This window comes from Gardnerella vaginalis ATCC 14018 = JCM 11026 (assembly GCF_001042655.1).
In the GTDB taxonomy this organism is placed as follows: Bacteria; Actinomycetota; Actinomycetes; order Actinomycetales; family Bifidobacteriaceae; genus Bifidobacterium; species Bifidobacterium vaginale.
This window is the reverse complement of record NZ_AP012332.1, coordinates 13,000-35,944: the sequence shown is the minus strand read 5'-3', so window position 1 is coordinate 35,944 and position 22,945 is coordinate 13,000. Positions and strand designations below refer to the sequence as shown.

17 protein-coding genes are annotated in these 22,945 nt (G+C 40.5%); 7 read left to right on the top strand and 10 right to left on the bottom strand.

The features are described from left to right. Positions 1-73: 73 nt before the first annotated feature. Positions 74-2,830, bottom strand: a complete 2,757-nt coding sequence (locus GAVG_RS00140) for a phosphoenolpyruvate carboxylase (protein ID WP_004116485.1) — start codon at positions 2,828-2,830, stop codon at positions 74-76. A 193-nt stretch (positions 2,831-3,023) separates the two neighbouring features. Here GAVG_RS00140 and GAVG_RS00135 point away from each other — a divergent pair, with 193 nt between their 5' ends. Then, positions 3,024-4,796, top strand: a complete 1,773-nt coding sequence (locus tag GAVG_RS00135) for a threonine/serine exporter family protein (protein ID WP_013399371.1) — start codon at positions 3,024-3,026, stop codon at positions 4,794-4,796. Between the two features lie 126 nt (positions 4,797-4,922). On the opposite strand, the gene trpS is transcribed toward GAVG_RS00135, so the two are convergent. Next, positions 4,923-6,014, bottom strand: a complete 1,092-nt coding sequence (trpS, locus tag GAVG_RS00130; RefSeq protein ID WP_004573597.1) for a tryptophan--tRNA ligase — start codon at positions 6,012-6,014, stop codon at positions 4,923-4,925. A 156-nt stretch (positions 6,015-6,170) separates the two neighbouring features. Here trpS and GAVG_RS00125 point away from each other — a divergent pair, with 156 nt between their 5' ends. Then, entirely contained in the window at positions 6,171-6,578 is a 408-nt protein-coding gene (locus GAVG_RS00125) for a DUF3073 domain-containing protein (protein WP_004113981.1), read from the top strand. A gap of 54 nt (positions 6,579-6,632) precedes the next feature. On the opposite strand, the gene GAVG_RS00120 is transcribed toward GAVG_RS00125, so the two are convergent. Then, a complete protein-coding gene (locus tag GAVG_RS00120; RefSeq protein WP_009993799.1) occupies positions 6,633-7,076 on the bottom strand; it encodes a sterol carrier family protein in 444 nt (147 codons plus the stop codon). 276 nt (positions 7,077-7,352) lie between these two features. Between GAVG_RS00120 and GAVG_RS00115 the strand changes: the two genes are divergently transcribed. After that, on the top strand, positions 7,353-9,836 hold the full coding sequence (locus GAVG_RS00115; RefSeq protein WP_009993797.1) for a glycogen/starch/alpha-glucan phosphorylase: 2,484 nt from the start codon (positions 7,353-7,355) through the stop codon (positions 9,834-9,836). A gap of 201 nt (positions 9,837-10,037) precedes the next feature. Here the strand turns inward: GAVG_RS00115 and GAVG_RS00110 are convergent, their stop codons facing one another. Next, positions 10,038-10,250: a hypothetical protein gene (locus tag GAVG_RS00110; RefSeq protein WP_004113993.1), complete on the bottom strand. Its 213-nt coding sequence runs from the start codon at positions 10,248-10,250 to the stop codon at positions 10,038-10,040. A gap of 170 nt (positions 10,251-10,420) precedes the next feature. Between GAVG_RS00110 and GAVG_RS00105 the strand changes: the two genes are divergently transcribed. Both GAVG_RS00105 and GAVG_RS00100 read left to right on the top strand, forming a co-directional pair. Beyond that, positions 10,421-11,122, top strand: a complete 702-nt coding sequence (locus tag GAVG_RS00105; RefSeq protein ID WP_009993795.1) for a rhomboid family intramembrane serine protease — start codon at positions 10,421-10,423, stop codon at positions 11,120-11,122. Between the two features lie 213 nt (positions 11,123-11,335). Beyond that, positions 11,336-12,643: a THUMP-like domain-containing protein gene (locus tag GAVG_RS00100; protein WP_009993794.1), complete on the top strand. Its 1,308-nt coding sequence runs from the start codon at positions 11,336-11,338 to the stop codon at positions 12,641-12,643. A 63-nt stretch (positions 12,644-12,706) separates the two neighbouring features. Here GAVG_RS00100 and crgA read toward each other — a convergent pair whose 3' ends face one another. Next, positions 12,707-13,108, bottom strand: coding sequence for a cell division protein CrgA (gene crgA, locus GAVG_RS00095; protein ID WP_004113997.1), 402 nt, complete (start codon positions 13,106-13,108; stop codon positions 12,707-12,709). 76 nt (positions 13,109-13,184) lie between these two features. Between crgA and GAVG_RS00090 the strand changes: the two genes are divergently transcribed. Next, on the top strand, positions 13,185-13,982 hold the full coding sequence (locus GAVG_RS00090) for a DUF881 domain-containing protein (RefSeq protein WP_004113998.1): 798 nt from the start codon (positions 13,185-13,187) through the stop codon (positions 13,980-13,982). Between the two features lie 9 nt (positions 13,983-13,991). After that, positions 13,992-15,107, top strand: coding sequence for a class E sortase (locus GAVG_RS00085; RefSeq protein WP_004114002.1), 1,116 nt, complete (start codon positions 13,992-13,994; stop codon positions 15,105-15,107). 233 nt (positions 15,108-15,340) lie between these two features. Here GAVG_RS00085 and pknB read toward each other — a convergent pair whose 3' ends face one another. The 5 genes from pknB to GAVG_RS00060 are packed head-to-tail and all read right to left on the bottom strand — an operon-like array spanning position 15,341 to position 22,943. Continuing rightward, on the bottom strand, positions 15,341-17,425 hold the full coding sequence (gene pknB / locus GAVG_RS00080; RefSeq protein ID WP_004116465.1) for a Stk1 family PASTA domain-containing Ser/Thr kinase: 2,085 nt from the start codon (positions 17,423-17,425) through the stop codon (positions 15,341-15,343). After that, positions 17,422-18,387, bottom strand: a complete 966-nt coding sequence (locus GAVG_RS00075; RefSeq protein ID WP_004137650.1) for a serine/threonine-protein kinase — start codon at positions 18,385-18,387, stop codon at positions 17,422-17,424. The genes pknB and GAVG_RS00075 overlap by 4 nt, the downstream gene beginning before the upstream one ends. Continuing rightward, entirely contained in the window at positions 18,384-19,850 is a 1,467-nt protein-coding gene (locus tag GAVG_RS00070) for a peptidoglycan D,D-transpeptidase FtsI family protein (RefSeq protein ID WP_009994536.1), read from the bottom strand. The genes GAVG_RS00075 and GAVG_RS00070 overlap by 4 nt, the downstream gene beginning before the upstream one ends. Then, positions 19,843-21,267, bottom strand: a complete 1,425-nt coding sequence (locus GAVG_RS00065; protein ID WP_004573602.1) for an FtsW/RodA/SpoVE family cell cycle protein — start codon at positions 21,265-21,267, stop codon at positions 19,843-19,845. The genes GAVG_RS00070 and GAVG_RS00065 overlap by 8 nt, the downstream gene beginning before the upstream one ends. Continuing rightward, complete coding sequence (locus tag GAVG_RS00060) at positions 21,264-22,943, bottom strand: PP2C family protein-serine/threonine phosphatase (protein ID WP_004114012.1); 1,680 nt, start codon at positions 22,941-22,943, stop codon at positions 21,264-21,266. The genes GAVG_RS00065 and GAVG_RS00060 overlap by 4 nt, the downstream gene beginning before the upstream one ends. Positions 22,944-22,945 lie beyond the last annotated feature (2 nt).

Below are 22,945 nucleotides of genomic sequence, written 5' to 3'. Positions count from 1 at the left end.
CCTATTATCAAAAAAGCTCCCGTATTGCAATTCGCAAATACGAGAGCCTTCTTGATTCAGTAATTTATTAAAATCATCCAGTGTTTTGCAAGCCTGCAGCAACACCGGAAACAGTGCAGAGAATCAGGTAGATGAACTCTGCTTGCTGGCTTTCGCTCAATTCTTCCTTATCCACCTTGTTGCGAAGCTTATGCAAAGCAAGTGACTGAATTACAGAAAGCGCGTCCACGTAAGGCGAGCGCACGCGAATCGCTTGACCAAGCACATGACGATGTTGCAGCGGCCACTTGTCACCAACAATTTGCAAAACCCACTTGCGCGTAAGCTGCATTTCCGAAAGCACTTTATCGCTTAAATCTTCGCGATCTCCAAGGCTTAGATACATGCGAGCAATTCGCTCGTCTGTTTTAGCCAAAGACATCTCAATATTGTCAATAAAAGTACTAAACAGCGGCCATTCTTCGTAAGCTCTGCGCAAAGTTTCCAAGTCGCCAAACTTTTCGCAAGCTGTACCCAAGCCGTACCACGCTGCCAAGTTGATTCGAGCTTGCGCCCAAGAGAAAACCCACGGGATTGTGCGCAAATCGTCCAAAGACTTTGCACCAAGACCGCGCTTTGCAGGGCGAGATCCGATTGGGAGCAAACCAATCTCACTAAGCGGAGTAACGGTTGAGAACCAAGGCGTAAAGTCATCTGTTTGAAGCAAATCAATAAAACGATTATGCGCTGCAACATCAAGCTTTTGAGCCATATCCGCATACTTATGAGTCATTTCCGTGTTGGTTTTCTCAACGCTTGGAGCAGATTGAAGCAAAGTTGCTGCAGCTACTGATTCCAAGTGACGAATGGCAAGAATTGGGTTTCCGTAGCGAGCAAAAATAACCTCACCTTGTTCAGTAAGCTTAAATCGGCAATTTACTGAACCAACTGGTTGAGCAAGAACAGCACGGTTTGCAGGACCACCGCCTCGTCCAACAGCTCCTCCTCTGCCGTGGAATAGTGTCAAATCAATGTCATGATCTTTAGCCCACTGTGCAATACGTTCTTGAGCAGAATGTAATGCAAGTGTTGCAGAAGTAGGACCTGCGTCTTTGGAAGAATCGGAGTAGCCGAGCATAACTTCCATCTTGCGACCAGTAGCCTTCAGTCTAGCCTGAACTTCTGGAATCTTAATGATTTCCTCAAGAACATTAACCGAATTCTGCAAATCTTCTAGCTGCTCAAAAAGTGGTATTACGTCAATTGTTGGAGCATCCTGTGGATGCGCAAACGCAAGGCGATTAAGCTCAAATACATCGCGAACATGCTGAGCAGACTTTGCAAACGAAATAATGTAGCGGCGAGCTGCACGCATACCGTTGCGCTTTTGAATTGCTCCCAAAGCGCGGAAAGTGTCAAGAACTTCACGAGTCATCGGTTGCAGAGGGCCACGCTCCCCGTGTAATCCATGCTCACGAATATCTTCCAATGCGCGCGAATGCACGAGCGAATGCTGACGGAACTCCATCTCCACCATGTGGAATCCAAAGGTTTGCGCCTGCCAGATCAAATCCTGCAATGGTCCATATGCTGCTCGAGCATCTCCAGCCTCAGCAAGCGAACGTTGCACTATCCGCAAATCTTCAATGAACTCTTCGCAAGAATGATACATCAAGTCTGTATTGCGGCTAATCGTGTGGTGTAGTCGATCTGCCATCACAAGCATAACGGCTCTATGCGGCTCGCTGTTAGATACGTCGGACGCGTTTTCAGTGAGCTGCTCGCTCATTTCCCTCTGGCGGTTCCAAAGTTCCAGCAGTTCAACGCTTGGAGGCGTTGTGCGTGTTTCCATAGTCAGGCATTTGCCAACTTCGCGCGTGCGTTCTTCCAGCGCTTTCAAAACGTGGTTGCTAAACTTGCTCGCAACCTGCCTACTTACCTTTGCTGTAACGTTTGGATTTCCGTCTCTATCGGATCCAATCCAGCTTCCTGGGTGGAAGAATGCTGGGCAGCGCGGTGGCACTAATCCAGCTTTTTTGCCCAAAAGCCAATCGTCAAATCTGCGATAAACCAACGGAATTGTGTTGAATAATGTTGCGTCGAATATATCTAGTATTGTGTCTGCTTCTTCAACTGGTGTTGGTTTTTTAAGAGCAATAGGCGATGTGCGGAGCAATGCGTCTATCTCGTTGTATAGACGCCTGTAGTTTTCGCGCTTGTCTGATCCTCCTAGCCTATTGTGTTTGCTTAGAAGCTTTGATATTCTGCGGATTTTACCAGCTACAGCTTTTCGTCTCGCTTCGGTTGGATGCGCTGTGAAAACTGGATGGAATTCAAGTTTATTTAGCAGTTCCTTAGCTTGCGCAGGGCTCATTTCCGTGAGCAACTTGTGGTATGCGCATGTTAGCTCGTTAACTGGGTCTACGGGATTAGATTCTTCTACTTCGCATTCGCGTTGGTGCAGCACGGAGACCCTGTAGTTTTCTTCGCACAGGTTTGCTAAGTGGAAGTATGTAGCAAACGCACGCGCAAGAAGCTGCATATCTGGCAAATCCATGCCGTTGATTTTTTCTACAGCTTTGTTTAGCCCGTCGTCTTCTGTTCCTTGTGCATCAACCATTTGTGCGAAGTGTGCTGTGCTTGCGTTTACCGCGTTTAATCGCACTTCGTCGAATACGGTTAATAGTTTTTCATCAAATTCGCCTAATACATCGCGCAGAATATGTAAGCATAAATCCATGTCTTGCTTAAGCGATGCTGGCAGTTCGCGCTCTTCAGGTCCTTTTCGTCCTAGTCCAGACGTAACTATTGTTGCGTCTGCTGGAGTCACCTGTTGATTTTGAGTTGTCATCAGACCTCCTTGTGCTAGTCATAAGGTTGCTTGGTCATTTGACTTCCGCGGCTCCTCCGCGGTTATTTAGGTCAAAAGTTGCAAGCCCACAGCCTTTGTTCCCAGCGAGATTCCAAAATAATTGTGAACCGACCTTAGGACTGATTTTTTCTATAAATTTCTTATAGGCTACGCGCTGCGTATACTAAAAATTGTGAGCATAGAAGAGAATAACGCTGATAGTAATTCAAACAGTAATATAGGCAATACTCCACAAATACTTCCGACTGGTCATATAGTAGGAAAACCTTCTGGAAGATTCCAAACGCACGCGATTCCGCTAGATATGGAAGATGTTGAGCGCGATTGGGATAAACCAGTTACGGAAGCTGGGATTGCAGCAAAATCCAGCATTATTATTCGAGTTGGTGCTCTTGGCTTAGGCGCAGGAACTGGAAGCTACCGCGTTCGCGAGCTTATGCACCGCGTTGGCGAACCTATGGGTGTAAATGTTCGTGCAGACGTTAATTTAACCGATATTGAGGCTACTTGCACAGATAAGCATGAGCGCATTACCGAAGTTGTTGATCTGCCTACTACTGGCGTAAATACGGAGAGAATTTGGCTTCTCGAACATTTTGCAGATTGGTTTAATGTTAAACTTGGAAATGATTCCTTATATCATTCAAAGGCAGCTGTTTCTAAGGAGTTGGTGGACACTCTTCAAGCTAGCAGCAATGAGAATGCGATTGTTCAAACAGCTAAGCAGTCGGAGGAGCACGCTGCAAAAGTCGAAGAAAAAATGGCAATTCAAGAGGCGATTCGCAAAGAAAAACCTCGCGGGATTTTTGCGCTTCAACCAGAAAGAACGTATGCTGAGCATTTTTCTCACGTTCAAAATGTCAAAAATGTTCAAAATTCTCAAAATAATTTGAATTTAGATCTTAAAAACAATTCCGCCGCTTTATCTAATCAAAATCCCGCTTGCGATTCTTCCGCGCCGCTTACTGTTCGTCAAGTTCACGACCGTCTCGATTTAATTAAAAATCGTAAGCCTCTTTATAAGCCTTGGTTTGCGGGTCTTGCGTCTGCTGTGGCGTGCGCGTCCTTCGCATTTTTGCTCGGCGGCGGCGCTTACGATATGCTTGGTGCTTTTATTGGAGCTGGCATTGGTCATTATGTTAGAAGACGCATGTTTATGCATCATCTAAACCAATTTGTTGTAACGTTTATTGCTGTTGCTGTTGGCGCTTTGAGTTGCATTGCTTCTCTTCGACTTGTTGGATGTTTTGATCCTGCTGCTTTGCATCATAATACAGCTTATATTGGGTCTGTTTTGTTTGTAATTCCAGGTTTTCCTCTTATTACAGGCGGCTTAGATATTGCTAAGATTGATTTTCCTTCTGGCATTCAGCGACTTTGCTACACAATGGCGATTATTCTAATGGGTACTCTTGCTGGCTGGATGGTTGCAAGCCTTGTTCAACTTAATCCCCAAGGCTTTACTCCACTGGGCTTAAATCCTTGGCTTAATGCTGTTCTTAGAATGATTACAGCGTTTGCAGGCGTGTGGGGATTCTCCGTTCTGTTTAATTCTCCTCAAAGAATGTGTTTCGTTGCTGGAATAATCGGCGCGATTACCGATACTTTGCGCTTAACTATGGCTGATTTTGGTATTGCTGCAGAAATCGCAGCATTTACTGGCGCTTTGCTTGCTGGTCTTTTGGCTTCTGCTTGGCGATCTGTAGTTCATAGGGGTTGGGCGCCTCAATATTTGGGCTATCCGCGTATTGGTCTTACTGTTCCATCTATTGTGATTATGGTTCCTGGACTTTATATGTATCGCGCAATGTTTTATCTTGGACAGTTTAATACTCTTCCTGCTTTAGATTGGACTTTCCGCGCGTTTATGGTGATTATTTGCTTGCCATTAGGACTTGCTGTTGCGCGAGTTATAACAGATAAAAGCTGGCGATACGACATTTAGTAATATCGAAAATAAACAAAATAGTATAAACCTAAACAAAAACGCCCAGCGACTACTGGGCGTTTTATTTGTATGCAATCAAGCAAGAATTAATCAGATTTAATTATTGCTAATCAATATTGCTAATCAGTACTTCATGTTCATTGCTTCGCGTACTTGATCAAGTGTTTCTTGCGCAATCGCAGCAGCTCTTGCATTTCCATCGTGCAAAATATCTCTCACAGCGTCCATATCTTTTGCCAATTCCGCACGACGCTCGCGGTGTGGAGCAAGGAAGTTGTTTACAGATTCAATAACATACGCTTTTAATGCTCCTGCGCCAGCGTTGCCAATTTCTTGCGCAATATCTTTTGGATCTCTGCCTGTAACCAATCCAGCGGTAGTTAAAAGAGCAGAAACCTGTGGGCGAGCCACTGGGTCGAATGTAATTGTGCGCTCAGAATCAGTTGGGCTTTTCTTAATCAGCTTCGCTGTTTCTTCTGCAGTTGCGCCCAGCATAATCGAGTTTCCGTAAGACTTACTCATTTTGCGTCCGTCTAATCCTGGGATTTCTGGCGTATCCGAAAGAATCGCAGCTGGCTCTGGGAAAACAGGATTCTTCTTTGCATAACGCTCGTTAAATCTGCGAGCAATCGTACGCGTAATCTCAATATGTGGCAAATTATCTTTTCCAATTGGCACAACATTTGCTTTGCAGAACAAAATATCGCAAGCTTGATGCACTGGGTACGTAAGCAAAAGTCCTGTTAAAGCATGACCCGAAGCCTCCATTTCGGCTTTAACAGTAGGATTTCTATGCAATTCGGCTTCTGTAACTAAAGACAAAAATGGCAGCATAAGCTGATTTTCTGCAGGAACAGCGGAGTGTGTAAAAATCATTGTTTTCTTAGGATCAATTCCAGCAGCCATATAATCAAGAACAAGATTTAGTACATTATCTTCTACGTGTTCAACAGTGTCTCTATCTGTAATCACCTGATAGTCTGCAATAATCACGTTTGTGTTTACGCCAAGATTTTGCATTGCGACACGCTCGCGAATCGAACCAAAATAATGACCTAAGTGAAGTCTTCCTGTTGGCCTATCTCCCGTAAGCATTGTAAAGGAGCTAGGATTTGCTTTTAGCTTCTCAAGCGTTGCGTCTGAACGTTTTTGAGCTGCTACAAAGCTTGCGCTTATCTCGTTTCCAGCAGCCGTAACTTGTGCTTCTTCTGACATTTCTAACTCCTTACGCACGCGATTTTTCTTGCGATTTTTAAGCCTAAAAATATGGCTTTTATGGTAAAAGTTCACTCAGACAATATACTCGGTTGCGGCACAGTGGTACGCTCTTGTGTGATGAATTGATTGTTTCGGTAAATATGAGGGGGTCAGATGGGCCGCGGACGACAGAAGGCAAAGCAACAGAAAATTGCCCGTAAGCTCAAATACCTGACGACCGATACGGATTATGACGAGCTTGCTAAGGAGCTTAATACTCACGAGCCTGGTCAGGGATCCTTCGATCCGTTTGAATCTGATAATTATGATGAATCTAAAGATTATCTTGATAAGGAAGAAGATTCGTCTGATTTTGCTGATGATAGCGATTCTAAAGACGCTAATGAAGAGCAAGACTCGTGCGATTCTGTTCCTTGCAACGATGACGATTTAGACGATTACGCTAAGTGGGCTGCTGAAGCAGCTGCGTCTGCAGCTAACAAAGATAAATCGTCCGGCAATTCTGGCACGGTCCACCACCATATTCCTATGCCTATGCCGAATTTTATGCATAAGAAGTAATTTAAAAATAATAAACAAGTAATTGTTGAATTAAATTGTTGAATTAAATTATTCTCATGCAAGAGATTTTGTGAGTTCGGGCAGCAGATTGCTTAGGTTATCTCGCTCTCCAATTGCACTTATGTTGCCAATTTGCTGCTCGTAATTCCATTTTGTTATTCCACAGGAAAGCCGCAACCAAACATCTGGGTCTAGTTCTATAACATCAGGCGGCGTTAGATTGTGTGGATCTGATTGTGGACCTTCTAGGATTTTTATAGCTCCCCAGGGCGCTACTCTTACCTCTACAGCAAATCCAGGCGCTATTGATTCCAAAACATAAAGAGAATACCTAACAGCCATTGCTTCATCATCTCTACTAACTTCAAGAGTTTTGCTGTTAATACATGTGAAATTTTCCTTATCTTGCAAAGATTTCACATACGCCTTCGCCTTATTTTCCCATAATTTAAATGATTCTTTAGCGCGATTTATATCTTTTTCTCTTATAACTGTCATATTTGAATTATCTCATGAATTACATGACTATTATCTGTATTTTTAGTAGCGTTTTATTAAAGCTAAATCAAAGCTAGATAAAAGTTTAATAAAAGTCATATTGTGAATAATTCTTAATAAGTGTTTGGGGTTGTGATATCATCAACAATGAAAACGTGTGCATTGCCGCGTACCGTCTTGTTAAGTGCAATTTGGCGCGGCTACAACCAACATAATCAGGGGTTGCTATTCGCACATTTTAGGTAAATATATTATTCACGGCACAAGGAGTCAAATATGACTAAACACGTCGCGCCGAAAGCCAAGACAACTGCGGCGACATTTGCCAAAGAACTTCAAGAACATCTGAAGTACACTCAAGGTGTCACGCCAGAACAGGCCACTACGGCTGATGTGTATGTTGCCGCTGCTACCGCGGTCCGTCGCCACTTGATGGACTCTTGGATGCAGACCCAGCATGACATGATTAACGGCAACACCAAGGCTGTGGGCTATTTGAGCGCAGAGTTCTTGATGGGCAAGCAGCTTGAGAACGCTTTGCTTAACGCTGGTCTTACTGACCAGTTCAACAAGGCTGTAACTAAGCTTGGTTTCGATCCAAAAGCTGTTATCGATGCTGAGTATGAGCCAGGTTTAGGTAACGGCGGTTTGGGTCGTCTCGCAGCCTGCTTCATCGATTCGCTCGCCTCTATCGGCGTGCCAGCATTTGGCTACGGCATCCAGTATCGTTACGGAATTTTTAAGCAGCGCTTCGACGAAGATGGTAAGCAGGTAGAAACCCCTGATTACTGGCTTAGCAACGAAGAGCCATGGGGTCACATCGATTACGGTCGAGATCAGCGCGTTAACTTCGGCGGCGAAGTTGTTGAAGAAAACGGTAAGCGCGTTTGGAAACCAGCTTGGTCTGTTCGCGCAGTTCCAGTTGATTACATGGTTCCAGGATACAACTCTGGTCGCGTAAACACTCTTCGCTTGTGGACTGCAAAGTCTTACGACGAATTTGATTTGCTCACCTTCAACAAGTCTGAGTACTTGGATGCTGTTAAGCCACAGGTTGCAGCAGAAAACATTTCTAAGATTCTTTACCCAGAAGATTCCACTCCAGAAGGCAAGGCTTTGCGTCTTGAGCAGCAGTACTTCTTCGTAGCTGCTTCTATTCATGATGCTATCCGCGTATTCTATCCAGGTCAGGATAAGCCGGATCTCACCACCTTCCCAAGCAAAATCAACTTCCAGTTGAACGATACTCACCCAGTTATCGGTATTCCAGAGCTTATGCGCGTTCTTATGGACGAGTACGGCTACGATTGGAACACCGCTTGGGGCATTACCACCAAGACCTTCAACTACACTTGCCACACGCTTCTTCCAGAAGCTTTGGAAGTTTGGCCAGCAAAGCTTATTGGCGAACTTTTGCCACGCCACCTTGAGATTATTCAAGGCATTAGCGAGCAGTTCCGCAATGAGCTTCGCGGTAAAGGCGTTGCTGAGGATCAGGTTGAGCGCATGCGTATCGCTACCGACGCCGACGAAAATGGCGAAGGTGCTGTAGTTCGCATGGCTTACTTGGCTACCTACGGTGGTTCTTATGTTAACGGTGTTGCTGAGCTTCACTCTGAGTTGTTGAAGGATGTCACTTTGAAGGACTTCTCCAACGTTTACCCAGATAAGTTCAAGAACGTTACTAACGGCGTAACTCCTCGTCGCTTCGTGCGCTTGAGCAACCCACGCATGTCTGCTCTTATTACTGAGGGCTTGGGCACTGACGCATGGCAGGGTGATTTGGAGCTTCTTGAAGGTTTGAAGCCATTGGCTGACGATCCAGCATTCGTTAAGAAGTTTGCTGAAGTTAAGAAGCAGAATAAGCTTGCCTTTGTTGATTTTGCAAAGCACAAGTATGGCTTTGAAATCAACCCAGACACTATGTTTAACACCATTGTTAAGCGTTTGCACGAGTACAAGCGCCAGTCCATGAAGATCCTCCAGGTTATCTCCACATACGCTGGAATCAAGAATGGCACAATCGACGTAGACAAGATGCTTCCACGCACCGTGTTCTTCGGCGCTAAGTCCGCTCCAGGCTATGCTATGGCAAAGCTTACGATTCAGCTCATCAACAATGTTGCTCGCGTTGTGAACAACGATCCAGCATGCAAGGGCAAGCTCGCAGTGTTCTTCCCAGAGAACTACAACATTGAACTTGCTATGAACTTGATTCCTGCAACCGATTTGGATGAGCAGATTTCTCAGGCCGGTAAGGAAGCTTCCGGTACTGGTAACATGAAGTTCGCTTTGAACGGTGCTTTGACTGTTGGTACTCTCGACGGTGCAAACGTTGAGATTCGTGAACGCGTTGGCGCTGAGAACTTCTTCCTCTTTGGTATGACTGTTGACGAGGTTGAGAAGCTCTATGCTGAAGGCTACGATCACGGCGACTCCCGCAAGTACTACGAGTCTGATCCTCGATTGAAGACTGCTGTAGACATGGTTGCTGACGGCACATTCTCCAATGGTGACAAGAGCGCGTATGAGCCACTCGTTAATGATTGGCTTACTCACGATTACTTCATGGCAATGGCTGACTTTAGCTCTTACATGGATATTCAAGCTCAAATTGAGGAAACTTACCGCGATCCTATGAAGTGGGCTCGCATGGCAGTTTTGAACGTAGCCAACTCTGGTTACTTCTCTTCTGATCGCTCTATCGAAGATTACCTCGATCGCATTTGGCACACTGGCGCTCTTCCAACTGCTGAATAATTATGTAAAAGCATTTTAAAAATTGCTTTAATAAAAAAGGCTGTGACTAGCGTTTGTTGGTCACAGCCTTTTTTATTTATAAAAATAATTAAAAATAAATATCAAAATAAAAAAAAAATAAGGTGTGAAACTATGCACTATAAGTGCAGAACTTCACACCTTATATAGCTAAAAATCTGAGTATAAGAATTTTAATTCTATCTAAGCCTCAACTGGCTTAGCTACTTCAGATTCTTCCTTATCTGTTTTTTCAGCACCTAAATCGATTGGTGAAGAGCTGTTCTCCCATGGCTGCTCCCATGGATCATAATCAGGATTATGCTGCTTGTATACATACAATGCTGCAATACCTGCGAGCAGTGCTCCAAAGAGCAGTGCAAAGAACTTCCAACCGCCAGAGGACCTGTTCTCCATGATGGCTCCTTTCGTCAAGCTGACCTGCTCGTCCAAGTCAACAATTTATATCGAGTTTCACTCGCGTACTCACTATCATAGTGATTTTTTTCAATACTCGCATCTTTTTTATCATATAGATTGGTTACAAATATTTAAACTTTGTGTATGCGATTAGATAATGTTATTTTATGAACAATTTTGATGTAAAAAATATTATTAGGCGTTTTAAGATTAATTGTAAAAGCGCTACATATTCACTCATTTATATTTGTGTGTTTGTTTGGCTTGTTGAAATTATTCTTCATACTTTTTCGCCAAACTTGTATCAAGTACTTATTGAGAATACAGCATTTTCTCCATTTTTGATTAAAAAATCTATTTGGACTTGGTTTACATCTATGTTTGTCCATTCTCCTGGATTTAGCCACATATTTTTCAACATGCTCTGCTTATATTCTCTCGGAATAGAATTAGAGAAATTCTTTGGCAGGTGGAAGTTCTTCTTCCTATATGCCATTTCAGGACTAGGAGGATGCGTTGCAACCCTACTTTACTGCAAAATTACAGGAAACTGGTTCTTGTCGGCTTATGGTGCATCAGGTGCAATTATGGGGCTTATAGGGGCACTTCTTGTAGCTCAATGGAGACTCGGTGAAAATACTCGAGGAACTTTGATATGGATTGCTTTAACTCTAGCTATGCCTATTATTATTCCAAATATTGCTTGGCAGGCTCATGTTGGTGGTCTTATCACTGGAACAATTTTGGCTACTTTGCTTGGAGTTAATAATCCGATTCTTAAAAAAGCATCTTTTAATGAACGTTTTGCTATATATTCTTTACTGATTCTTATTGTGCTCCTATCTATTTGCATGTTATGTATATGCTAATCAACTTTAAATTACACGTATGTAGTTCTCCACAATTGTGGACACAAAAGTGGATAACTTGGGTATAACATGGGAATATCTGCTCACGTTATCCACAATGTTGTACACAAACGTTGATAACTCAGTCTTTTAAAACCTGTTAACAAGTGCATAAAAGTTATCCACATTTTTTATAAATTGTGATTTTCTCCAATCTTAATAAGAAATAAAATTATGCAATCTAAATTCAATCATCCAAAACATCTAAATCCACAAAGCCAAGAAACACTTGATTTTATTAAGGAAAATCAAGATGCTAACCCTGAAGATGCTGCTTTAAAAGCATCTAATAATCCCAAAATCAATGTTTTATTTGCCGTTAATCAAATAAGCGGAAAACAGATTGCAAAAACAAAACTGCCTAATTGGTATATGAATAAACAAGTAATATATCCAGCTCACATTTCGATGGAACAATGTTCATCGCAAGCAACCGCACAATATAAGGCGCAGATAGTTCATAATCTTATAAAAGATAATAACTTAAACAAGTCTAACACTACACTAATTGATTTAACTGGCGGATTTGGCGTAGATTGCGCAATAATGAGCAAAGAATTCAGTGAATCTATTTGCGCAGAAAAACAAGAAGAATTATCTGCTATTAGCCAGCACAATATGATTGTAATGGGATTAAAAAATGTTCATTGCGTAAATTGCACAAGCTCTGAAGTATTAAATAACGTAAATTCAGCTACCATTATTTACATTGATCCCGCAAGACGCGACCAAAAAGGATCCAGAACATACGCTATAGAAGATTGCACTCCGAATGTTATAAACCTAAAGTCACAGATGCTAGATGCTTCAAAATTTGTGATTATAAAACTATCCCCAATGCTTGATTGGAGAAAAGCTATATGTGATTTTAACGGAAACGTTAGTCAGGTACACATAATTTCTCACAACAATGAATGCAAAGAATTACTTTTAGTATTGGACGCAAATTTACATAACATTATTGAGATTCATTGCGTTAACAATGAAAATATTACTGTTTTTTGCGCAAAATATGATTCGTCTTTACACAAGGTTGAAGAATCTTACGAGATTTCAAATAATGTCACAAATGTTATGGAAAATTGGAGAAATTTAGCTAAATATGTTTATGAGCCAAACGCATCTATTATGAAAGCAGGATGTTTCAATCTCTTAATACAAAAATATGGTGTTTATCAAATCGCAAGCAACAGCCACATTTTTATTTCAGAAAATTGTAACTCTGATTTTCCTGGAAAAATTTGGAAAATAGAAGGAGTCTGCAGCATGAATAAAAAAGAAATCAAGCAAATTATTTCAGACTTAGAGTACGCGAATATAGCCACGTACAATTTTCCAATTAGTGTTAATGATTTGAAGAAAAAACTTAAATTAAAAGATGGTGGTACAACTAGAATTCTGGCTACTACGGATAGTAAAAACCAGCACGTAATTATTAGAGCAAGTCAAGTAACAGATAAACAGATAATATACAATAAATAAATTAATGGCTGCGCACTCATGCACGCAGCCATTAATCAAGATTTAAAAAGTTCTATTAACTTTTTATCTCCAGCACATTGTCATTAAGAATCCAGCCATAACCAAGCATGCTGCAATCAAAAGATTAAATGCTCCAATTCCAGGAATTGGTAGAGAAGGATTCAGGTAGTAAACAACCGCCCAGAACAAACCAACAATCATAAGCGTGCAGAAAAGCGGAACAAACCAACCAGCATTAGCCTTTGTTCCTTTAATTGACTCTTCAACTCTACGAGTATTTTCTTCTTGACGCTTCATCATTCGCTGTATCTGCGGAGACAAAGAATCTTTGTCCGCAGTCGCATTCAGCACAGCTTCAACCTGCTCCATAGGCACGCCATACAAATCTTCTTTAGAAGATTCTTTTGCTTCGCCAGCATCGGCAGATGAAGCAGCATTCAATGTGTTTAATTCTTCGTCAGCCATAACAGTAACTCTCCAATCAATCGGCTACACGCTATAATAATAGTTACACTCGAACGCAATAAGAAGACTGGATGCTATGGCTAGACAAACAGGTAAACACAGCGCTAAAAAATCGCTGTTGGGAAGCATTGCTGTGGCATTAGCTATCTCTTTTACAGGATATTTATTTATTACTAACTTGCGTATTAATCGTACAGCGTTTGTTACATCAGACACCGGTCAGATGGTAGAAAGAAATTCTCAAAGAGCAAAAAGCTTAAGAGAAGATGTTAAAGAGCTAGATTCACAGGTAAATCTTCTAAACAAAACTTTAACGAATAATACAAATGATGCAGATTCTTCCGACGATACTGGTGCTAGCACAATACTCCCAGCAATACAGGGACCTGGAATTAGTGTTACACTAAACGATTCACCACTGTGGAAAACAGCCGTAAACGGGTCTGGAAGCTCCGCAAACATAAATGACTACGTAATACACCAACAAGACATAGAAGCGGTGGTAAATGCCCTTTGGAGAGGCGGAGCAGAGGCAATAACAATCCAAGACCAACGCATACTATTCAATTCTGCTGTTGTTTGTATCGGAAATGTGCTTATGCTACAAGGTCATCAGTACTCGCCACCGTATAGAATATCTGCTATTGGCTCAATCGAAGACATGGTAGATGCGCTGGATGACTCTCCAGCAATTCGAACATATAAAGACTATGTCAGCGGTTTTGGGTTGGGATGGAAAGTGGAAAAAAAGAGTAATCTAAAATTCGCAGAATCTTCTGCACTTTTACAGCCGCTACGATATGCTTCGGTTCCAAAAGATGCCGATTTTATTAGTAGTAATATTTCGCCACAACACCATTCCAACAGGCAATAAAGGAGTAACATGAAGCGTTCTAACAATATGCACGAACGTAGCGAAACTAAACACGGCAAAACCAGTATTATCTGGCAAGCAGTTGGTGTTGTAGGAGAACTTCTTATTTCTTTCGCTGTTATTTGTGCACTGTATATTGTCTGGCAGATGTGGTGGACGGGTGCACAAGCTGAACATATACAAGTTGAAACACGTCAATCTGTTTCTTGGACAAACCCTGCTGCTGGTCCTAAAACAAAAATTGCTCTTCCTCAAGTAGACAATCCTCCTAAATTACAGGGCGTTAAACATGGAGATCTTCTAGCACGAATCTATATTCCACGCTTCGGTGATCAATGGGAGCGTAATGTTATTGAAGGTGTAGATATGGAGATACTTAATCGTCGAGGATTAGGTCATTATCCTAAAACTGAGTTGCCTGGAGAAATCGGAAACATTACAATTATTGGTCACCGCAATGGTTATGGTCAGCCTCTTGCGGATGTTGATAGGTTCCAAAAGGGAGATTCTATTATTCTTCGAACTAAAGATTATTGGTTCGTTTACAAATACATTACTCACAAGATTGTTAGACCAGAACAGGTTGAGGTTCTTGACCCAGATCCAATAAACCATAGTAAAGAGCCAAAGAAACGCATGATCACCATTATTACATGCGAACCTAAGTTCTCTACACCTAAGTTCCGCTTTGTTAGCTTTGGAGAGCTTGACTATTGGGCTAAAGTTTCTGACGGTATTCCAAAAGAGCTTTCTACTTTAGATGAAAACGGAAAAGTTAAGTTTGTTAATAACGAGCAACAATCTTTGATCTCTCATCTCGATTCGCTTGTTCCGCTTATGATTGGCGCGCTGATAGTTTATTTGATTATCTTTGCTGCTGGAGCTATTGCATGGCAGTGGCCATTAAGACGCGAGATTAAAGCAGGTCTAAAGCCAAAGCCTGAATTCAGCATCTTTGGCGGACTCATGAGGCTACAGCCTGGAATTCTTCCAGTGAGATTAATTCTCTCCTTAATTATCTACCTAATATGCATTATGATACTTATGCAATGGGTATACCCGTTTGTTTCGGCAAATATACCATTCTTAAGAGAAATGTCTGCATACACAGCAACGCCTTACTAAGGGGTAAGTAGATAATAAGTAAGTAGATAAGATTAATAAATAATAAAAATCAGGGTTAGGATGATTTCTTAACCCTGATTTTTTCGTATAAGATTAGATAATCTACTTTTGGTTTATGTACAAGAACTAACTAAAACACGTGGACATTAAGCATGCACTTAATTAACATATGCATTTAATTAATATAAAAAGCCAGTAAGCTTATTAAACTTACTGGCTTTATGCTTTGCTTTTTACAAACCTGTATCTGTTGTTGTAGTAGATGTAGATGGGGCTTCAGTAGAAGGTTTATTCAAATCTAATCCCGTACCTGGCTTTGTAAGGTCCGATGGAGGAGTAGCAGATTTCACAGTCAAAGTGATTGTTGAACCTTTGTCAATCTTTGCTCCTTCTTTTTCAGACATTCCAGTAACTATGTCATCATCTTTAGCTGATGCATCAGATGCAACAACCTTAAAGCCTTTTGCTTCCAATACTTGTTTAGCCTGCTTGAAAGTTACAGTGCCAACAGCCAAACGAGGAACTTCAACTTTAGGCTTTCCTTTAGAAACATATACTGTTACAGAGCTATGAGGCTTTACTGCAGCACCAGAAGATGGGTTCATCTTGGTCACAGTTCCTTCAGATGCAGTATCAGATTCTTCCTCAACAACATTTACAGTAAAACCAAGATTTTGCAATTCGCTTGTTACAACATCCTTAGATTGTCCAACTAAACCATCAGGGATCTTTGTAAGACCAGAAGAAATGTATAAGGTAACCATAGACCCCTTGTCTGCAAACGAATCTGCAGAAGGATCTGTACGAGTAACATGATTCTTCTTAACTTCCGTGCTATCTTCTACACGAACATTAGATATCTTAAATCCAGCACGTTCAAGAGCTTTACGTGCTACATCTTGCGATTTACCAGTAACATCTGGAATCTTAGTAGACTGTGGACCTACAGAGAACCATACGCTTACTCTAGATCCTGAAGAAACTTTAGCTCCACCTTTAGGAAGCTGTTTTGTAAAAGTTCCTTCTGGTTGAGAAGATTTATCATCTTCCAAAATATCTGGGATAAGACCAAGAGCTCGCAACTTTTCGCGAGCGGCATCCTGCGTTGTTGTTTCTGTAAATGTAGGAACTACAACTTCTCCAGCAAGTTTACTGCGATTCAAAACAAATAAAATTCCAGCAACAATAATTGCGCAAACTACAGCAGATATAACGGAAGTAATAACAATTCTCTTGCTTCTTTTTGCTCTATTAGCTGCAAGCTGCGCTGCTCTAGTGTTATAACCAGTATTTTGAGTATAAGGCTCAAATTGACCTGTAATAGCACCAAAGCTTTGAGTTGATGCGGTATCAGCATTGTTCATTGCTTGTGTTGCAGCATTCTGCTCAGCCTGCTTTCTAGCACGCATATTAGCCAAATCCGTCAGAGGATTAAATGCTGCAGCAACAGGAACACCACCATTCATAAAAGCCAATATGTCATTTTTAAATTCTGCGGCAGTTGCATACCTATTCTGACGGTCCTTCGCCATTGCTTTGGCACAAATCTTATCCCACATAACAGGAAGACCAGGAACAAGCGTACTTAATGGCGTTGCAACCTCAGACACATGCTGATACGCAATTGCAACAGCTGAATCACCTGTAAAAGGAGGTCTACCAGTTAGCATCTCATATAAAACACAGCCAGCAGAATATAAGTCAGATCTCATATCTACTTGTTCTCCACGAGCCTGTTCAGGAGACAAGTATTGAGCAGTTCCAACCACACCCTGTGATTGTGTCATTGTTGTTGCAGAATCGTCCAATGCCCTAGCGATTCCAAAATCCATAACTTTAACAATGCCCTGCTCGGAAATCATAATATTTCCAGGCTTAATATCCCTATGAATTACACCCATTCTGTGCGAATACTCAAGAGCATTAAGAACTCCGAGCATAACTTGTTCAGAATCTCTTTGACTCAAAGCACCATTCATTTTAAGAATATCGCGTAAAGTTTTACCCTTAACATATTCCATAACAAGATATGGCAGATGCTCTTCTACACCATTGTCATCTTCTACAGATTCTTCTCCAGAATCATAAATATTAACTATGTTAGGATTGTTCATCTGAGCAATTGAATGTGCCTCTCTGCGGAATCTAGATAAGAAAATCTCATCATTTGCCAGATCAGAACGCATAATTTTAACCGCAACAGTACGACCAAGACGTTTATCTTCTGCGATTCTCACCTCGGCCATTCCGCCACGACCAATTAATTCACCTAATTGATACCGTCCATTCGCTAATGAGGTAGGCATTGTGTTACTCATTGCTGCTCCTTGCGGTTGTTATTGTTTAAAATGTTAATAATATTCACTTGAGTTTTTGGAACACTTCTCACGCTACGAGCAGGACGCTGAACAGCGGAAGAAGGTACTGAGTTTTTATTATTAAATGCTGTTTGTTGATCTAAAAGTCTTCTTTCTATTTTCGAAAGAACTTTTGACACTACTAGAGCATCTTTAGGTCTGTCTTTTGGATTTTTAGAAAGCATTGACATTACAAACTGTCTTAATTGGATATCAACACTATCTGGAAGAGGTGGAACAGGATCGTTAACATGAGCTGCTGCAATATCTACAGGCGTAGCTCCAGTAAATGGTCTGTGTCCACAAAGTCCTTCGTAAGCAACAACTCCGAGAGAATATATGTCAGATTGAGCAGTAGCTTGTTCTCCTTGAGCTTGTTCTGGAGAAATATATTGAGCCGTTCCTACTACCATTCCATCCTGAGTTATTTGTTCTTGATCACTAGAATAAGAAACACCAAAATCTGTTATTTTTACACTTCCAGTATCAGAAACCATAATGTTTGCTGGTTTAACGTCTCTGTGTATAACACCATGAGAATGAGCTACAAAAAGACCTCTAGCTGTTTGAATAAGAATAGGAAGCAAACGAGTTGGTTCCACAGTTTTTTCTTTATGATACAAATCTGCTAAAGATTTACTAGGCACATACTCCATAATCAGGAAGCCAATACCATCATGCTCATAATAATCAAATAATGCCGCAATATTAGGATGCGCTAAATTGGCTGAATTATGTGCTTCTGCGCGAAGTCTACGCAATTTAGCTTCAACATTGTTAGTGTCTGTTCTAAGAGCTTTAATTGCTACAATTCTGCCAAGCTGTATGTCAAAACCTTTCCATACTTCGCCCATACCGCCTTGTGCAAGACGTCTATCTAACCTATATCGATGATGAACTAACTGTCCTTCAACAAGTTTCATTGCTTAAGAGCCTCCTTCATCACCTGCTTCATAATAGGTCCTGCAGTATAAGTTCCATATGTGTTCGCATTATGAACTACTACTGCTATAGCTATTTTAGGGTCTTCTGCTGGGGCAAATCCAATTACCCACCCATTTGCAGACTGATTTTTTACACCAATCTGCGCTGTTCCAGTTTTTGCTGCAACATGGATATTTGGTAGAGAAAGATTTGAATTTTCTTTAACTACTACACTTTGCATCATACTATTAAGTTTTGCAGCTGTCTGTGCACTAATAGATTGGCTCATAACAGTAGGACTTGTTTGCGATATAACAGACAAATCACTAGATCTTACGCAATCAACCAAAGTTGGTTTCATAAGAGTTCCATTATTAGCTATAGCCGACGCAATCATAGCATTTTGAAGCGTAGTAATCTTTGCATCTCCTTGACCTATAGATTCTAGAGCTAATTTATCTTGAGATGGTTTAGTAGAAAGTAATGATGTTACTACTCTCATAGGGAAACCAGTTGAATCTGATCCATCTAAAGTAAATGAGCTAAAGAATCCAAATTTCTTAGCTTGCTTTATTATTGCGTCAGACCCTAACGATATTCCTAACTGCGCAAAAGCAGTATTTGAAGAATAAGCTAAGGCATCTTCAAATGATATTTGTCCGTTAACTCCATTTGCGGGAACAACAACATTTGTTAAATGTGTTCGAGTTCCAGGAAGAGTGTAGCTTGATCCAGCTGGAATCTGAGTATTTAAATCATATTTTCCAGATTCTAACGCTGCAGCAGCAATAAGTGTTTTTAAAGTAGATCCCGGTGCATACAGTTCAGAAATGGAACGATTAAGCATCGGATTATAAATATTAGATATAAGATCCTTGTAAGACCTATTTACAGAAGCAACATTGTGAGAAGCAAGAAGAGAAGGATTGTAACTTGGAGTGCTAACCATTGCTAGTATTCGTCCAGTTTTTGGCTCTATAGCAACTAAAGCGCCTTCTTTATTTTTTAGTAGATTATATGCAAGAGTCTGAAGCTTAGTGTTAATAGATGTTTCTATTGAAGCACCCCTATTTTCTGCTCCAGTAAACAATGACTTAAACTTTTGAAGGAATAAAGCATCTGACTGTCCACTTAAAAGCTCATTCCTTGACGCTTCTATTCCTCTATCAGCTCTTTGACTTATTGAATAATATCCTGTAATCGGAGCATAAACTTCACCATTGAAATATGAGCGCTGATAAACAAAAGCATCTTTAGATGGATCAGATTTTGCTAATACTGTTCCATCAGACGCAAGTATTGCTCCTCTAGGAGACCCAAATTCATGGTATAGTGCTCGTCTATTTCTAGGGTCTGAATTTAACTCGTTTGATTTTATAGAAGTTATGTAAGTACTAGAAACACAAAGTATTACGAATAATATTATTACTGCAGTAAAAAGCTCTTTTAAACATTTATTCATAACTTTCACCTCCATCTTCTTTAAGATCAGAGGCTTTATTTTCTCTCTCCCTAAGTTCTCGTTCTCTTAATGCAGCTAAAGCTTCGTATTGGAAAGTATCAGACATAACAGCAGTTTCAGGCTTATTTGCAGCATTAGAGATAACAATCAAAATAGCAGCAAGCAAATAATTTGCCACTAATGATGATCCTCCAGCAGCCATATATGGCATTGTTAAACCAGTTAAAGGAATTACAAGAGTAATACCTCCAACAACAGTAAAAACTTGGAAAGCCATTGTAAAAACTAAACCAGATGCAAGGAGTTTTCCAAAACCATCCTTGATTTTCATTGCCGTTATCATACCAGAAGCAATAATAATCAAGTAAAGCATTAATACTATGAACAACCCAGTCAATCCTAATTCTTCACCCACTGAAGCGTAAATAAAATCAGAATTAGCAAGAGGTGTCAAAGATGGGTGACCTTGCCCTAATCCTGTTCCTGTAACACCACCAGCTGCCAATCCAAATAATCCTGTAACAATCTGAGCAGAACCACCTGGGAATCTATTGTAAATAACTGGGTCATACGGATTAAGCCAAGCATCTACTCTATACTGCACGTGAGCAAATAATTTAACAGCTACAAAGCATCCAATCATGAATGCTATAAATCCAATTGCAAGCCAACCTTTTCTGCCTGTAGCAACATACAACATAGAAACAAACATTGCAAAGAACATTAAAGATGTTCCTAAATCATGTTGTACAACAAGAACGCACATTGATGCAGCCCAAACAAGTGCAATAGGACCCATGTCTTTAAATCGCGGAAGATGCACGCCTAAAATCTTTTTTCCGCCAACAGCAAGCCTGTCTCTATGGTCAAACAAATATGCTGCAAAGAAGAATGCTAAGAATAACTTTGCAAATTCTCCAGGTTGAAGAGTGTGGTTACCAAAACCAATCCATATTCTTGCTCCGCCAATTTCCTTACCAACTATAGGAAGCATTGGAGATAGTAACAATATAAAACCTATTATCATGCTTACATACGAGAAACGTCTAAGTATTCTGTAATCTTCAAGAACGAGCACAAAAATTATTGACAAAACAAGAGCAACACAAACCCATATAAGCTGTTTCATAGCAATATCTGTATTGTGCTGTTTATCTATCCTAGCAATCATTACTGTGCCGATAGTTGTAAGCAGAAGCATACATGGCAATATAACTTGACTACAATAAGGTTTTTTTACTATTAAAACTCCCCATAGAACCAAGTATAAGGCTGTTGTAAAAGTAAGCATTCCAATATAATCTGCTGGAATATATCCATTAATCCTCAAAAACATCTGCAAAAATGCTAATGAAGATATAATTATGGAAAACAGAAGTAGAGAAATTTGTTTAATTCTAATACTCAACATATTCATGAGGTTTTACCCCCTGAATCAGAGTCTGAATTTACAACTCCACTATTATTGCCATCTTTATCGTCTAAACTAGATTTAGCGCTTTTTTGTTTATTACTGTGTTTTTCAATTTCTCTAGCACGCATTTCACGTCTTATTAATTTTGCGTGTCCTCTAGCTTCTTTAAGACTGCTAAAACTTATTCCTTCATCGAGTTGATCTTGCCAAGATTTATCTAGTTTTTTTACTCTAATATCTGTTTCTTCGATCTGATGAGAAAGTTCTAAACCAAAAATATTTGTAGGAACACCTTGGTAAATAACTACTCTATCGTTACCTTTACCAATGTAATACTGCTTTTGAGTCCACGAATATACAAGATATGCTCCAGAAGCAACAATAGAGCATATTACAAGTATTGCGAAAGCAACTCCTATTCTCATCCATCTTTTTCTAATCTTATTTGCTTTGTGCGCTTCAGCTTGTTCTCTTTTTACAGCTCTAGCAACATCTGGATCTCTAGGATCAGTTGAGATTCTTCCATTCTTCTTTTTTACAATAGGAATCTCATTTGTATCTGTAGACCTAAGTTCTTCTTCATTTCTTAAGTGAGAAGGCTGAACTAAACGAGTTGTTTCAACTTTTTCAACATCTTTTTCACTCGACTTTTCACCATCTTGTATAAGAGCAGCGGCTCTTTGAGCAGGTGAATTTTTACCTTCTCGCAACACTGGTGTGGAAGATACTGCTTTATTAACAATATCTGCTATCGATTCCAAATCCTTACTTGCAGCACCGCCAATCAATGGTGTTTGGTGAGGTAAATCAAAAGCATCTGCGTCTAGTGCCAAAGTCGCATCTGCAATAACAGCTGTGGCATTATCGGTACTTCCAGCTTTAAGAGCCATTGAAACAAGTTTTTGAGCACATTCTTCTTGATTAGATACACTGCTCATAACTTCTTGAATAGTGGAATCTTCTAATACTCCACATACTCCATCTGAACAAAGCAACCAGCGATCTGAAGGATGAGCTAATCGAATTGCCATATCTGGGCGTGGATCAATATCAAAATCACCTAATACTCGCATAACAACATTGCGTTGCGGATGATTTCTTGCTTCTTCTGGAGTAATATGACCAGTATCAATTAAATGTTGAACATAACTATGGTCACAAGTCATTCTTATAAGATGATTATCTCGCAACAAGTAGGCTCTAGAATCACCTAAATGTGCAAGAACCCAGTATCCGTTTACTAAAGAAACAGCTGTTACTGTCGTTCCCATGCCAGCAAGTCGTCTTTCACGCTTAGCTTTTCCAACAATCGCGTCGTGAGCTGCCATAATTGACGTTTCCATCATAGAAGAAACAGCTTTTACATCATTTGGTCTTGAATCCTGCTCAATATGAGCTAAAGATCTTATTGCAATAGTGGACGCCGTATCTCCACCAGCATGGCCACCCATACCGTCACAAATAGATGCTAAACGCTCTCCTGCGAACGCTGAGTCTTGATTATTACTACGAACTGTACCAACATCACTAACAGCCGTGGAATACATAAACAACGCTTTATCAATAAATGAAGCTTTATTAAAATTATTTTCTTTATCTCGATTAGTGTTTTTATTATTTAAAGAATTATATACAGTATCGGAATTTCTACTATCAATGTCTGAATCTAATTGTGTCATAT

Bases quoted from the DNA above. Each gene is read 5' to 3' on its own strand.
- GAVG_RS00140 (WP_004116485.1), bottom strand. From the start codon at position 2,830: ATGACAACTCAAAATCAACAGGTGACTCCAGCAGACGCAACAATAGTT.
- trpS (WP_004573597.1), bottom strand. From the start codon at position 6,014: ATGTCAGAAGAAGCACAAGTTACGGCTGCTGGAAACGAGATAAGCGCA.
- GAVG_RS00125 (WP_004113981.1), top strand. From the start codon at position 6,171: ATGGGCCGCGGACGACAGAAGGCAAAGCAACAGAAAATTGCCCGTAAG.
- GAVG_RS00120 (WP_009993799.1), bottom strand. From the start codon at position 7,076: ATGACAGTTATAAGAGAAAAAGATATAAATCGCGCTAAAGAATCATTT.
- GAVG_RS00115 (WP_009993797.1), top strand. From the start codon at position 7,353: ATGACTAAACACGTCGCGCCGAAAGCCAAGACAACTGCGGCGACATTT.
- GAVG_RS00110 (WP_004113993.1), bottom strand. From the start codon at position 10,250: ATGGAGAACAGGTCCTCTGGCGGTTGGAAGTTCTTTGCACTGCTCTTT.
- GAVG_RS00105 (WP_009993795.1), top strand. From the start codon at position 10,421: ATGAACAATTTTGATGTAAAAAATATTATTAGGCGTTTTAAGATTAAT.
- GAVG_RS00100 (WP_009993794.1), top strand. From the start codon at position 11,336: ATGCAATCTAAATTCAATCATCCAAAACATCTAAATCCACAAAGCCAA.
- crgA (WP_004113997.1), bottom strand. From the start codon at position 13,108: ATGGCTGACGAAGAATTAAACACATTGAATGCTGCTTCATCTGCCGAT.
- GAVG_RS00090 (WP_004113998.1), top strand. From the start codon at position 13,185: ATGGCTAGACAAACAGGTAAACACAGCGCTAAAAAATCGCTGTTGGGA.
- GAVG_RS00085 (WP_004114002.1), top strand. From the start codon at position 13,992: ATGAAGCGTTCTAACAATATGCACGAACGTAGCGAAACTAAACACGGC.
- pknB (WP_004116465.1), bottom strand. From the start codon at position 17,425: ATGAGTAACACAATGCCTACCTCATTAGCGAATGGACGGTATCAATTA.
- GAVG_RS00075 (WP_004137650.1), bottom strand. From the start codon at position 18,387: ATGAAACTTGTTGAAGGACAGTTAGTTCATCATCGATATAGGTTAGAT.
- GAVG_RS00070 (WP_009994536.1), bottom strand. From the start codon at position 19,850: ATGAATAAATGTTTAAAAGAGCTTTTTACTGCAGTAATAATATTATTC.
- GAVG_RS00065 (WP_004573602.1), bottom strand. From the start codon at position 21,267: ATGAATATGTTGAGTATTAGAATTAAACAAATTTCTCTACTTCTGTTT.
- GAVG_RS00060 (WP_004114012.1), bottom strand. From the start codon at position 22,943: ATGACACAATTAGATTCAGACATTGATAGTAGAAATTCCGATACTGTA.